We start from the raw sequence: 12,532 nt of genomic DNA, 5'->3' as shown, positions 1-12,532 counted from the left end.
CGTCGACTTGCCGCAACTTGGCGACAATCTCCTCGGCCGTGTGTCTCTTCTTGCTCATTCTCTTTCGTCCTCCATTCGGCTCGAAAGCCATACATCAGGGAGGACCACTTTTGTGGAGGCAGGCCACGGGGTGTTGTGACGGCATACAAAACCGTGGCGGCCCCGCGTTACGTATGCTGATTGGCGGTATCCTGCCCGATTGGCTGTATGGCGATGCGGCTTCAATCCCGCGCCCTCGATTCCCCGAGCACGCGCTCAACAAGTGTGTCGAGCGGTTCCGGCACCCGGACGATCTGAAAGCCGAGCTTGACGAACGTTTCGTTTTGAAGCTGATCCGTATCGGACAAGGCGTTGATATGGCTGACCCTGACGAGGTGTCGGCGCCCCTCCTCATCATCAATCCGTACGAACGGCTCAGACCCTGTTCCAAAGCCCTTACGCATGCGAGCACCCTCCAATATTTCGAACAAAACATGAACATTTAACTGCCCAGCTTGTCAAATGTGCCCAGCGGTAGCGTGGCGTATTCTCCCCAAGTTTCAGGTTTCGGAGCATGGTCTTAGGTCTGGCGAAGCGCAGGCATGTTGCCAAACTTTTAGCGCAGGTATGAGGCCTGATCCGTGTTGCCTCTCGCCTCCAGCGGCTGATCACGCTTCTCCGGCTCAGCCCGTCGGCGGCGAAATCCTGACCTCTCTATGATTTCGATTTCCGGGGCGACCTCTCAAACAACTGCAATTGTTCCGCTAACCATTCTGGAATTAGACCAGCGGAAGGTCCCAAACTCTGAATTTGGGAATACTGCGGGTTCAGCGGCGGAGCATCGACGGAGTTGTTAACCCGTACCGGCTCGCAACCTTCTCGACGTGTGAAACAGGGCATGCGGGTCCGATGCTTTCTCTCTGAACGAGAGCATTGTGCGGAAAAGTGGATCCGGCTTCCGCACAATGCTCTGGGTTCCGAACGAAGCGAGCTCTCTTGGGACTCGCGACTTACCACTCTTAAGGGTAGTAGAGGTCAAAGGAATGGCCCCTTGTAAAGCCTGGCCCGACGTGACCACGACATCCTCTCTGCACTTCGAATCGCGCCCGCATGACAACCGGCTCTGGGAGGTCGTCGCCTGCGGCAAGGTGGGAGGCTCTCGCGGTACAGTGATCGTGGTTGGATGTGAAGTCCTGCTGGCGGATGCGGGCTGGCGCCGACGTGATCCGGCCGATGAGCCCGACACCCTTCTGGTCCGCGTTGGCGTGGGTTCGGCCCTTGGCCTGTTGCCCGGCACTTTGTGGTGCAATGGCCGTCAGATCCCCCGCGCCCGGGAGCGGGACCCGCTACGGGCCGAAATCGTCGCGCAATCCTATCATTCTCAGTTTACCATCGGCCGCCTGCTGCCGCGGCCAGTGGCCTCAAAGGCAGCGGGAATGAAGCCGGCCCATCCCATCAAGCGCCTCAGTGAAATGTATATCTTCTCGTTGCGGCTCACTGGTGGTCAGCAGGCAATTGTTCCCGTGTTTGAGGTGCTGCGGGCCACATTTGGGTCTTGGTCCCGCTGGATTCGTCATCTTATTGAAGGCCACTGGCAGGACGAGCGTGCCTACCGACGTCTCATCGAAATCGCCAACCCTACGCATGCAGTCGCCGATGGCAAGTTGTACGTACACGCGCATCGGTATCTCGATACTCGGGACTTGCCGTCGCCCGCACAGCAGCATGACGGATAGATCAAATTGCCTGCCCTTGAACATCTCAGGTCGCCCTCTCTCACCAGGGCGGGCCATAGCCAGCGATAGGAAAGAAAAATTGCGACAGTGGCCACCGCGCGGCCTGTAGGTCTACAATAGCACACGCACCTTCACTGCTCCCTCAAGTGCAAGTTGAGGGCAGCGTTTATGGGGCATGACCAGAGGCTTGCCGCAAGCCGGGGGGGTGCTACAAAACACTACTGGAGAGGGGTAATCTCTTTTTCATCCCCCGACATGTTGCGAACGAACGCTCTCCCGCCGGGCTACCGCTTCTGCTTAGCGGTGGACGCGCCGCGTGGAATAGGCCACCGCCAAGAACGCGAGGGTGAAAAGCAGATGGACAGCCAGAAATATCTTGGCGATGTCCCGCGCCTCGCCGCTTGCGACGCCCCAAATGTCGTTAGCTGCCACAGCTCCGAATCCCACGATATTTGCAAGCACAACCGGGCGGGACGCCGACGCCTCGACATCCCTCGACAGCCAGTTCAGAACGGCGATCCCAAGGAACGGTCCGCCTAGCAGACGTAGGAGCGCAAGCAATTCGGGCGCTGCATCTTTCGGCACCGCGCCCGTCCCAAATTGCAAGGGCAAGAACATCAGAGCCAAGCCAATGACGGCAAGGTACAGGGCAGAGAGGGTAAGCGTCACTTTCGCCATTGCGTCACCTTAAACGCTCGTCCGGACCAAGGATTGCAGTTCACCGTCGAACGGTCCCAGCATCTCTAGGCCGGCTGCAGCTGACAACGTGGTCTCCTGGCCTATAGCTCTGACAATTCATGCATCGCCAAGAATATCGCGGCAGGTCGCCATGTCGCCCTAGCGGCGAAGGGCTCTCCCAAAGAGCGCGAGCCTCCATCAGCAACGAACCCACGTCTTAGGTGTGGTTTTGTGGTGGCCTGCGCGCTCACACGATTGAGCAAACCGGCGACTTACCACGTGTTCCCGTGACCCTGCTCATACGCGATGAGGACCATCAGGTGCGCGGGGGCATTCGGGGAACCGTTGTCCTCTGTTGGCTTAAGGTGGACCCAGCTGAAGCCTATGCTTGCTTCCGCGACGGCCACTTCGTGGCAGCGAGCAGGAATAGGCCTCGGGCATGGGACGGGCCAGACGCCAAGGCGATTCCGGCCTGCCATCATTTCGTCAATTGGGCCCTGCAGCGTCCGGTCCATGAAGCGAGATTCTGTTACTGGCTATAGCGTCGCGATCGGCATTGCGCTCGGTGTGCTAGTCGGGACGGCCACGGACCACCTTCCGCTCTGGATTGCGGTAGGGGCCGCGCAAGGCAAGACAGGAGATAGCGGTGTATCGCAGCCCTTCCAGGTCCTTCATGAGCCGGACTAAAACTCCACACATCATCAAAAAGCAGCCGGCGCTGGAAGGCTGCGACAAGTAGAGGAGCCATAGCGTTATGCGACCGCCTCAAGAGAATGTACAGGCGTTCCCTGATGGAACACCATCTGCCATCGGCCCCCGATCAGCTGCCAGATTGAACTTCGACGAGTCTGGAACTCCTCACCATCCGGCATCCGGCGACTTACCCTGTAGGTGACAAGGGCAACCACTTCGCTGAGCCGACGTACAGAGAACTCGTACGTCATTCGCCCCGGCGCCGGATATGAGCTCTCCTGATTTAGCCCCTCAATGACCTGGTCCCTGTCATAAACCCGACCAGAGCTGCCGAACTCCACAAAGTCGTTAGCCAAAAGCTTTGACAGGGCGTCTCGCGAGGCGCGAACCTCCGGTCGTAGGAGGGATGTTTCAAGCTCGTAGAAGTGAGTAATGTCGTCCACATGCGTGTCCCTTACCGTCTCGCAGGGTCATCGGCATGTCTGCGCGATGCGCTGAGAGCTTTTCATCGGGGACTTAGACCACCCCCTGTAGACCCTTATCTCACGCTGACGGGCATAAAGCACTCTATGACGGCCAAGCGGCACCCGTTACGAGCCTTTTCCGTGACCTAACGGCAAACCTCAAAGGATTGGCACGTTCGGAGGTGCCAGGCGGTCGCGGAGCAGATCAACGACCGTCAAGGTGCCGCTCGGTTTGAAATCCGTGAACTGCCCCAAGGCAATACCGACCACACCACGCATGTGTCCGCCCTTGCGGAGCGTCGTCTGGCGGCTCGGAAGCTGTACTACGGCCTTGGCTTCCTGCCCTTTGGCCTTGAGGCTCAAGCGCTCAAAATTGGGGGACGCTACTGCAATGAAGAGCACCTTGCCCTGAGATTGCGGCCCGCATAGCCCTACTGGATGCTCACCGCGCAGCTCCGATAGGTTGCGCGGCGAGGCTGGCCTTGCGCGTGCGGGAAAAAGTCCGCGAATTTCACTGAAGACGCTTTATGGAATTAGGCCTTTTTGCTTGATTCAGGATCTGCATTCCCTGAGATCCCGTTGTGGTGAGTTATGTCATTGCCTCCTGAGCTTCGTGAGGTCCCAACAGAAATCAGAACGCCGCGCCTTATGTTGCGCTGTCCGCGCTATGTCGATGGTGCGCGTTTGCACGAGGCTATCCAAGCTTCCTTGCCTGAACTGCAACCATGGCTGACCTGGGTTCAAAAGCCTCTTGATGTGGAGGGATACGAAGCCAGCCTCCGGCAAGCAGCCAGTCGGTTCCTTATGCGCCAGGAACTGCGTTACCTGATCTTTGATGCCACCCAAGAGACACTGCTGGGCAGCACGGGTTTCCACGCCCTGGATTGACGCGTTCCCAAAGCCGAAATCGGCTACTAGGCCGACACCCGTCACGCAAGGCAGGGCTATATGACGGAAGCAGTTGAGGCTCTGACTGAGCTCGGGCTCAACACCTTAGGGTTCCGGCGAATTGAAATCCGATCTGACGCTTTGAACGAGCGGAGCCACGCGATTGCTCGCCGGTTGAACTATCAACTCGATGGACGACTTGTGCATAACACAGTTGCGGCTGATGATCCCTCGTGTTTGCGCGATACCCTCATTTTCTCACGGGTGAGTTGATCAGCTGGAATGCTGTCCACGAGCTTCAACACCCCATGAGGTTCGGCACAATTCCGATAACAGTCCGTATGGAATGGATCTAACCGACTGGAACCCTGTGCTCCGACCGAGGCACATCTATTGATCGGCTCCTGTCGACGCGATGAAGTCTTCAATCGACAACTGAGCCGGATTCCTAGGCTTCGGCTTTGGACGAGGCCGAGCCTCTTCCGCAGGAGCACCCGCTTTACGCCGGCTGACCGGAGCGCTCTCCGAATTGGCCTTCTCAATCCGAACCTTGGCCTTGTCGCGCGCAACGGCTTCTTCGGATGTCGGATTATCGTCGAGCCACTTCCCGCGCTTGAGCACTTCGTTTACTCGCCCCTGATTGACCCCCAGCTGGAACGCGATTTCCTGCTGGGTCATATCGGTGGTCTGGTTGAGCTCAATGATGCGTCGGGCGAGCTCAGGCGTCATCTTCTTGCCCGCAATCCGCCGCGCCGGCCGGATCGTCCGATTGGCCCGGTCCCGCTCCTTGAGTTTCTCCAGGATCGCCAGAGCCATGTGCATGCCCTGCTCGCGCAGCGCCAGCTCGAACTCCTTCAGGGTCGTCAATGAGGCACACTCCATCAAGATCAGTTCGGCCCGACAGGTAAGGGCCTGTCGTGACAGGCCCCCGACGCCATCCAAATCGGGCAAAAGTCAGTACCCCCGCCCCCATAATCCAAGGAAATCGTGATTTGCCAAGATCATGATGACTCAATGCACAGCGGATTTTACAGCAACCGCACTGTTACCGTGCGGCGGCTCTAAGTCCACTGACTTGCGCCTGCTGATGAGCCCTCAGGTAAGCATCACGATTTTTCTTAAAGGTTGAAGCGCGTTCGAGCGACTTGAGGACCCTCTTCTGAATCGGAACTGTCTGCTGCGCATAGCGGGCGCACAGTCGCGCGACGGGGAACTCAATCGCGACTTTTGGGTGATTACCGGCGATTGCCGTGCGGGCGGCATCCACATGAGCGCCATCGGCTGGCACTTGGCCATCCTCGCCCCGCAGGATCATGAGGTTCTTTACCACATCGGCCATGGCGCGGGTCAGCTCCCGACCGGGCCTGGCGCTTGCGATCTCAACATACTCGAGACGGGTAAGGGTAATCGCGATGGTATTCTGCCGGGAGATCCTTCCGGCGTCGCACAGATCCTCGAGAGCCAGTTTGAAGCTGCGCTCACGCATGCGGGCGGCATCATCATGGCGGATGAACCCGGCCTTCTGCCGGATCCATGCATCTGTCGGCCCCTTCGGGCCGACCGCCACGATGCTGGCATTCATCAGCCCCTCAGCCAAGCGGGGCTTCAGAGCCTCTTCCTTGTCCGGGTCCTCGATCACGAAGAACCCGAAGCCGGTGTTGGCGACTACACTGCGGATCTCAGGCAGGACACTTGGATCATAGGTCGTAATCGAGAACGGTGCCGCCTTACGGTCGAACCCATAGGGCGAGATCTCGGCGAGTCGGTGGCGCAGACGGCAATAGGCGCCAAGAAGGTCGCGTCGATGAGGGGTGATCTGGTTCGGCCGGTCGAGAATGATCGAACGCAGCTTTGGCGGTAGGCTGTGAGCTCCAGTGGCACGCTCGACCAGACGAGTGGCGCCCATGGCAAGCAACCTCACGAGCAAACTGGCCCTGTCCTTGAGCAGGTCGATCCCGCACGCGATTTGGGTCGTGCTCCTCGCCTCGGCAAAGGGCATGAGCCAGTCCTGAGCCTGCGGCTTCTCCTTCTGCAGATTGGCAAGAAAGCGCCGTTGCTTGTCACTCGGTAGGCTGTCTTCGTATTCGCCATCATAGCGGATCCCGACGAAGGCGGCGTACTTGCGGGCGACGTCGAGCGTGGAGCACAAGAACGCCTGCTGAGTACCGGTCTTCTCATCATGGGTCGCTACCAGATAGCGCGGGAGATTCTCCGCGGCCTCCGGTCCATAGATGCCCGACTGATAAAGGTCGCAGAACAGGGCAAGGCGGCTGGAGAACTTCCTGGTCTCGGAATCGTACCGGCGCATTCCGGCCGCCATTATGCCGGCGGCAAAGGGCTTCGGGACTGGTAGCGTATCATCCTCGCCCCAGGCCATGGTGGGGTCGAGCGGATCGTCATACTGTTCCCGCTCGGGTTCACCGAGCCGCAGCCGGATCTGACGCTGACGCTCCTCAATCTGGGTCCGGAGGGTCGGATCCTTGTCGAACCAGGACTCGAACTGCTCCCGGATGGGAGCGGCCAACCCACGCACTTGGCGGCGGCACCGCTCCGGGTCGTTGCGGCGCATGGCATCGATGTCGTTGAAGATCCGGAGGATCGAGTTGCCGACATCGACGAAGACCTGGTGCGTCTTTTGGGTCTCTTTGTGGGCCCGCTCGCCGCGGCCGCTGATCTGCTTGAGCGGACCGATGGAGCGCTCCTGACACGCCAGGATATTGAGGTCGGTCTGAGGAATGTCCGTTCCGACGCCGAGGGCATTCACGTTGACGAGGATTTCGAACTTCCCGGCTCGCGCTGCATCCAGGAGATCGTCGCGTTTGATCTTCTTGCCAGGTCGGTCGGCCAGACCCAGACCCGTTTCTTTCCCGTGGTGCCACACCCGGATCTCTCCGGCGACTACAAAGGCAACCCGCGGGTGCTCGCCAGCACGGGGATGCTCCTCCGACAGCCGCTCAGTTGCCAGAGCTTCGGAGAGGGCTTTTGCGAACTCCACGCAGTCGCAATGGATCATGGCCAGGCCTGCCTTCGCCGCGCGCCTGGACCAGATCCTCACCAGGGCCGACACGATGAGGTTGGCTATGGCGCTGTCGCCTTCGCTGGCATCCGGCTTAAAGAAGCGTGAGAAGGCCTGCTGAGAGGCCTGGTCGACAGACTTGTTCTCGGCGAGCAGCGCCAGGAACGCCGTCTCGATCAGCCGGACCGCGTCGGCGCCGAGATGGCGCTCGAACTCGCCCGTGGCGATGTCGAACTGGGTTCGTACTGTCCGGCCGGTCGCCAGGACCTCGTCATAGGTGGCGACGTCGATCAGGTCGTGCTCGATGCTTGCGCCGAAGGGATCCAGCGGATCCTGTCCGTCCGTTCTGAACGGGGTGGCCGTCAACACGATCCCTGAACCACCCGCCCGCGCGATCCGCTGGAGAATCTTCGAGAGTTGCTCGGCCGCGGCCTTGTGCCCTTCGTCGATCAGGGCGATGCCCCCTCGCCTGCCGAACTCGTCAAGTCCGCGCAGGAAGCTCTCGTCATCGAGCTTGTTCACCAGCGACATGTTCGTCGCCATGATCACGTCGGCATCGAGGCTGTTTCGCACCATCGGCTCGTCGCCGATTACCTCGGATTTGGCGACAAAGAAGGCCAGTCGCGCTTTCCTCAACGAGGGGATCGCTTGCAGCTGGGCATAGTTCTGCCGAAGCAGGCTGACGTCCGGATGCAGGATCAGAATGGGTTTGCCGAGATCAAAGGCATCCTCGGCCGCTGCCGCAGCTTTTAGGCTCTTGCCGCTGCCTGTCGGAGCCAACACCGCCCCGGAACGACCACGCCGGATCGCCTCGCGAAGCGACGACATGATCCGGGCCTGGTAAGGCTCGGCCTGCTTGTCACCGACTGTTCGGCACAGGCGGAGAACGGATGCCTCGCCCGAAGCATCGGCTGAATTGGGAACTGGCCGCATTGGTCAGGTATCGGAATGGATCAATGAAGACTCGAGTATGTGGAAAGGGTAGAGACTGCGGACGGGGAATCTGCCTGGAAGTGCGCTTCATGGAAGTCTAGAACATTTTAAGAACATACGCACGGTTAAGATTGGTTTACTGCCGCTGCATCGGATGGGTGATCAGGGGCCCAGGCTTCCCAAACCCGAAAAGTATCGCCAGGCTCCTATCCGAACGTTTTCCTCTTCTCTATGAGGGAGCGACATCGGACCTGGATCTCATGCACGCGGGGATTGATGTGGGCAATGCGATCAAGGTGAACCTGGACAACGTCGCGTGCCGTCGCACAGCCGTCAGCGATCATCTCCGCGAGCTCAACGGCGCTGTACGACCAAAGTGCTTTACACATGGTAGAAGATCCGAATGGTTTGATTTTCTTTTCTGGGCCGCAGCAAGGTTTGAGACAGAAGCCGCTCGCGCTTCAGATGGAGATTTCAAGACTTTGCGTTACAGCCTAAATCAGGTACCGAGTGCGCCGTTGGGGTCGAATGCATCGCGCGCCAAATGCAGAACGTGGCGCCGAACATCCGGCGGCCACGACTCGATCTGCTGTCTGAACGCAGATCTGTCCCCCGCATACAGGGCTCGAGCCGCTTCCTCATAGCCGGGTTGGTTTCCGGCTAATACGGCCATGAATTGGTCTGTCACTTCGCGGGCGCGTCGCGCCCGATCATGCGCTGCATTCACGCCGCGCGCAGCATCAACGAGCTTTCTTAGCGCCACGGACGCCCCGCCCGGTTGTGCACTGAGCCACTCCCAGTGCCGCGGCAGAAGGGTGACCTCGCGGGCCACGACCCCGAGCTTAGGGCGGCCTGGACCTCGCGATTGTGGTGGCTCGACCTCGGCCTCGGCATCGGAGTCCGGCAACCGGGACAGCATATCAGTGAGGCTGCCGCGCAAGTCGATATCGATCTGACGTCCGGTCGCATTGTCGAAGATTAGGATCGGACGTGAATCGTCTAAGTCACTCGCGAGCTTAACTGCAGCTGCGACCTCCCTTGGGCTTCCGGCCAAAAGACAGCGCTCACCCTGAAATGCAGCCCAGCTTTGCATTGCCCTAATCCTCTCATTCCTCATATTCACCGGTATGTTTATACCCGGATGAAAATCCAGGGTCAATTTATCCGGGTGAAAACATTTAAACCGGGCGCCGCCGAACAACGGATCACCGCAAGATCTGCTCCTGATTGAACGCTACCGGAGTACGTAGAAGTATCATGCTCTCCCGCGCAGGTGTGTCCAGCAGGCCGACTGCCTGATACACTTTGGTTCCGGCATCTGAGGAGCCATACAGCACCGCGGACGAGTCGACAGGAAGGATGCGTGATTGGTGTCACCCGCCATCGAGGATGAATTCGACGACATTTCGGTTCAGGCGCTCCCTGTGTGTGAAGTAGAGCCTGTGCGGGCCTCCCACATACACCACAAGGCGGGCTCCCCAGATTAGGGAAGCCGCCGGACGCCCGGTCAGTTCGAGCGGGGCAGAGGCATCACTGTCGCCATGGATGATGAGCACCGGCACATCCAACCGTGCGAGCTCAGGCCTGAGGTCGGTGGTCACCTGGATCCGGTTCAGTTCGCCAGCCGCCAACAGCGAGGTCTGGGTCATCATCCGACGGTCCAGTCGATCATGAACGGCGATGTGCCGGGGCCGAAGTACGGCTCGGCATTGGCCTCTATCCACCCGGCAAAATTACCCAGGATGACGCCTCGTGCCTGCTCGAACACCGATCCAGGTACCCCAGTTGGGTTGTCATCGGTCCTCAGCAGGAATGGGATCGCCGCCGGAGCGATCAGCAACACCCGGGCAATCCGGCCCGAACCATGCCGCGTCAGGTAGCGGACGATCCCGCCGCTGGCGAAGGAATGTCCCACGAGAGTGACGCTCTCCAGCTCCAGAGCCTCGATGACTTCCGCGAGATCGTCCGCAAGGTATCGTAGTCGTAGCCCCTGCCCGGATCGCTCGATCGGCCATGTGAGCGTCGGTCATAGGCGATGCAGCGGAAGCCTTGCCGCGACAGAGGGTTCATCTGATAGGCCCACATGTCCGAGGCGAGCGCCTAGCCCGCCGGGAACAGGATCGGGTCGCCCGTACTCCGGTCCCTGTAGAACAATGAGGCACCTTGTGCAGTCATAATGGTATTCGGGACCAGGATGTTAGCGTCTCTGATCGAGGCATTCATTGGCTCGGTCTCCGCCGTTATGAGGCAGTTACGCTTGGTTCAGGCCGTTGCGGGCACCTGGTCGAGGAAGCCGACCACAGTTTTGAGGCGACCGTTCTCGATCGTGGCAAAGTCCGTACCCTTGATCGGGCCATCGCTGGCCTCGGGGCCCAGTTGCCAGGAGAAGCGCACCTGGTCGCCGTAGCCGTCGGGTTGGATCTGGCGAAGAACGTGTTCCAGGTCCAAGGAGCCGATGCATCGGGAGCGGTCCTTTTCGGTAGAAAGTTGTGGCGGCACCTGGTTCTTACCTTCTTGGCAGTCTAGCCATTCTGCACGGTGGCCATGAAGGCCTGCGCCAGCTCGCATCGCTGGGCACGCGAGATCGGCCGGCTCGAGCATAGGGTCCGGCTGATCCCCAATAGATCCTGCGCCCCCTGGTTTGCGTGCAAACTCCATGCACCAGCGCCTCACGACAAGGCCCGGAGATGCTCTCTCAGACGATCACCCTCCCCGCCCGTCGAGGCTTCAACTGCATGATGCGTGCTCTCCCAGATCGGCACAGCCCTGGCCAGAAGGCTTAGTCCGTCAGGTGTGAGGGTGATTAGACGGCTGCGCCGGTCATTCGGGTGGGGCCTTACTTCCACAAGACCACGTCGCTCCAGTGGCTTGAGCGCGGCCGTGAGGGTCGTGCGATCCATCGCAAGCAGCAGCGCCACTGATCCCATGGTGGCAGGCTTAGGCCGGTTCAGGGACATCATTAGGGAGAACTGTCCGTTGGTGAGCCCGACAGGCCGCAGAGCCTCATCGAAGCGCCGGGCCAGAGCCCGCGCGGCACGTTGGGCATGTAGGCACAGGCAGGTGTCGCGGACCAGAAGGGTGGTCTCGAAGCGAACGGCGCGGCTGTTTGACATGAACCTATTATGTTGATATCAACGTTTTCGTCAAGTTCGGTCTGCCCTCACTGTGAAGGGCACACCAAGGGAGACATTCAATGACCTACGTGGAAGGCTGGCTCTGTCGCAACTTCTGACTGCGGACGGAAAGATCTGAGCGCGGTTAGTATTCGCTTATGCGGCGATCCGCTCGAACTGCTCGGCGAGCAAAGGTTGCTGAGCGCAGGCGTATTTCGCCTGTCCCTTTCGGATTATGTGCACCATTTCGATGCCGCCCAGGATCGCGCGAGCGCTACTCATGGACTTTAACCCCATCATCGAGCGAACCCGCCGCTTGATGGCCCGATGATCCTGCTCAATACGATTATTCAAGTAGGCACTTTGCCGGATGCGGATCGGCTTGAGCCGCCGTCGTGATCGGCCCTGCAGCCGGTTTGTCGTATCGCAGGATAGAATGGCTTCTCTGTTCGTCTGGCTCCCGTCGATAACAATCCGCTCAGGCCGACCATGACGCTTGAGGGCCCTGCGCAGGAACCGTTTGGCCGCTGCCAGGTTGCGCCGCTCGCTGAACCAGAACTCGACGGTGTCGCCGTTGCTGTCGATGGCGCGGTAGAGATACATCCACCGCCCGCGGACTTTGATGTATGTCTCATCCAAATGCCATTTCCGGCTGACGGGTCGCTTCCGGCGATTGAAGCGGTCGAGCAGTTCGGGAGAGTAGCGGACGACCCAGCGATGCACCGTCGCGTGGTCGACGGAGATGCCTCGCTCGGCCATCATCTCCTCCAAGTTCCGGAGGCTGAGATTGTAAGCCAGATACCACCGCACGCACAGCAGGATTACCGACCGATCAAAATGCCTGCCCTTGAACATCATTCACCTCCGGAGCCCCCGGAGGCGTATACCGAACTGAGTTACCAGTTGGTTTGCGGCATGTGTGGACGCCCCGTGTGACGCAAGAAGAATTTTCAGGTTTGATGCAGCGCGTGGTCAGGGTCTGACATGTGTGCGGCCTCTGATGCGGCCGTTCACATGCCGCGGGCCCGGATG

The 12,532-nt window shown here is 59.7% G+C and carries 12 protein-coding genes and 3 pseudogenes; 4 read left to right on the top strand and 11 right to left on the bottom strand.

Annotated features, from left to right (window positions below; all coding sequences use genetic code 11):
- Together ACFOYU_RS15935 and ACFOYU_RS15930 are read left to right on the top strand one after the other, a co-directional pair.
- On the top strand, window positions 1-485 hold a 485-nt coding region (locus ACFOYU_RS15935), incomplete at its 5' end, for a hypothetical protein (RefSeq protein WP_377034347.1).
- Between the two features lie 564 nt (window positions 486-1,049).
- On the top strand, window positions 1,050-1,715 hold the full coding sequence (locus tag ACFOYU_RS15930) for a hypothetical protein (RefSeq protein ID WP_377034346.1): 666 nt from the start codon (window positions 1,050-1,052) through the stop codon (window positions 1,713-1,715).
- Between the two features lie 297 nt (window positions 1,716-2,012).
- Here ACFOYU_RS15930 and ACFOYU_RS15925 read toward each other — a convergent pair whose 3' ends face one another.
- The 3 genes from ACFOYU_RS15925 to ACFOYU_RS15915 form a co-directional block, all read right to left on the bottom strand.
- Window positions 2,013-2,393, bottom strand: a complete 381-nt coding sequence (locus ACFOYU_RS15925; RefSeq protein WP_377034345.1) for a hypothetical protein — start codon at window positions 2,391-2,393, stop codon at window positions 2,013-2,015.
- A gap of 752 nt (window positions 2,394-3,145) precedes the next feature.
- A complete protein-coding gene (locus ACFOYU_RS15920) occupies window positions 3,146-3,529 on the bottom strand; it encodes a DUF4440 domain-containing protein (RefSeq protein WP_377034344.1) in 384 nt (127 codons plus the stop codon).
- Between the two features lie 180 nt (window positions 3,530-3,709).
- On the bottom strand, window positions 3,710-3,913 hold the full coding sequence (locus ACFOYU_RS15915; protein ID WP_377034343.1) for a hypothetical protein: 204 nt from the start codon (window positions 3,911-3,913) through the stop codon (window positions 3,710-3,712).
- Between the two features lie 228 nt (window positions 3,914-4,141).
- On the opposite strand from ACFOYU_RS15915, the gene ACFOYU_RS15910 reads away from it, so the two are divergent.
- The gene (locus ACFOYU_RS15910; protein ID WP_377034342.1) at window positions 4,142-4,438 is read left to right on the top strand and encodes a GNAT family N-acetyltransferase; all 297 of its coding nucleotides are present in this window, start codon (window positions 4,142-4,144) and stop codon (window positions 4,436-4,438) included.
- 51 nt (window positions 4,439-4,489) lie between these two features.
- A pseudogene (locus ACFOYU_RS15905) lies at window positions 4,490-4,711 on the top strand (GNAT family N-acetyltransferase); the annotation flags it as partial.
- Between the two features lie 117 nt (window positions 4,712-4,828).
- On the opposite strand, the gene ACFOYU_RS15900 reads toward ACFOYU_RS15905, so the two are convergent.
- The 8 genes and pseudogenes from ACFOYU_RS15900 to ACFOYU_RS15865 form a co-directional block, all read right to left on the bottom strand.
- Entirely contained in the window at window positions 4,829-5,305 is a 477-nt protein-coding gene (locus ACFOYU_RS15900; protein ID WP_377034341.1) for a sigma factor-like helix-turn-helix DNA-binding protein, read from the bottom strand.
- A gap of 178 nt (window positions 5,306-5,483) precedes the next feature.
- A complete protein-coding gene (locus ACFOYU_RS15895; RefSeq protein WP_377034340.1) occupies window positions 5,484-8,387 on the bottom strand; it encodes a DEAD/DEAH box helicase in 2,904 nt (967 codons plus the stop codon).
- Between the two features lie 499 nt (window positions 8,388-8,886).
- Window positions 8,887-9,480 carry a DUF2239 family protein gene (locus ACFOYU_RS15890; protein ID WP_377034339.1) on the bottom strand — a complete coding sequence of 198 codons (594 nt, stop codon included), beginning with the start codon at window positions 9,478-9,480 and terminating at the stop codon, window positions 8,887-8,889.
- A gap of 280 nt (window positions 9,481-9,760) precedes the next feature.
- Window positions 9,761-10,039 (bottom strand): alpha/beta fold hydrolase, encoded by a 279-nt coding sequence (locus ACFOYU_RS15885; RefSeq protein WP_377034338.1) that lies wholly within the window; start codon window positions 10,037-10,039, stop codon window positions 9,761-9,763.
- A pseudogene (locus tag ACFOYU_RS15880) lies at window positions 10,036-10,457 on the bottom strand (alpha/beta fold hydrolase). The gene ACFOYU_RS15885 and the pseudogene ACFOYU_RS15880 overlap by 4 nt, the downstream one beginning before the upstream one ends.
- 192 nt (window positions 10,458-10,649) lie before the next feature.
- A pseudogene (locus tag ACFOYU_RS15875) lies at window positions 10,650-10,805 on the bottom strand (nuclear transport factor 2 family protein); the annotation flags it as partial.
- A gap of 251 nt (window positions 10,806-11,056) precedes the next feature.
- Window positions 11,057-11,500, bottom strand: a complete 444-nt coding sequence (locus ACFOYU_RS15870) for a MarR family winged helix-turn-helix transcriptional regulator (protein ID WP_377034337.1) — start codon at window positions 11,498-11,500, stop codon at window positions 11,057-11,059.
- A 156-nt stretch (window positions 11,501-11,656) separates the two neighbouring features.
- Window positions 11,657-12,355: an IS6 family transposase gene (locus tag ACFOYU_RS15865; RefSeq protein ID WP_377034348.1), complete on the bottom strand. Its 699-nt coding sequence runs from the start codon at window positions 12,353-12,355 to the stop codon at window positions 11,657-11,659.
- Window positions 12,356-12,532: the final 177 nt, after the last annotated feature.

It is taken from the genome of Microvirga sp. GCM10011540 (assembly GCF_042650665.1).
GTDB classification, from domain to species: domain Bacteria; phylum Pseudomonadota; class Alphaproteobacteria; order Rhizobiales; family Beijerinckiaceae; genus Microvirga; species Microvirga lenta.
The sequence above is the reverse complement of the archived record's forward strand: the minus strand, read 5'-3'. Positions and strand labels throughout refer to the sequence as shown.

Excerpts from the sequence above, each read along its gene's own strand:
- ACFOYU_RS15925 (WP_377034345.1), bottom strand. The coding sequence starts at position 2,393 with ATGGCGAAAGTGACGCTTACCCTCTCTGCCCTGTACCTTGCCGTCATT.
- ACFOYU_RS15910 (WP_377034342.1), top strand. The coding sequence starts at position 4,142 with ATGTCATTGCCTCCTGAGCTTCGTGAGGTCCCAACAGAAATCAGAACG.
- ACFOYU_RS15895 (WP_377034340.1), bottom strand. The coding sequence starts at position 8,387 with ATGCGGCCAGTTCCCAATTCAGCCGATGCTTCGGGCGAGGCATCCGTT.
- ACFOYU_RS15890 (WP_377034339.1), bottom strand. The coding sequence starts at position 9,480 with ATGCAAAGCTGGGCTGCATTTCAGGGTGAGCGCTGTCTTTTGGCCGGA.
- ACFOYU_RS15885 (WP_377034338.1), bottom strand. The coding sequence starts at position 10,039 with ATGATGACCCAGACCTCGCTGTTGGCGGCTGGCGAACTGAACCGGATC.
- ACFOYU_RS15870 (WP_377034337.1), bottom strand. The coding sequence starts at position 11,500 with ATGTCAAACAGCCGCGCCGTTCGCTTCGAGACCACCCTTCTGGTCCGC.
- ACFOYU_RS15865 (WP_377034348.1), bottom strand. The coding sequence starts at position 12,355 with ATGTTCAAGGGCAGGCATTTTGATCGGTCGGTAATCCTGCTGTGCGTG.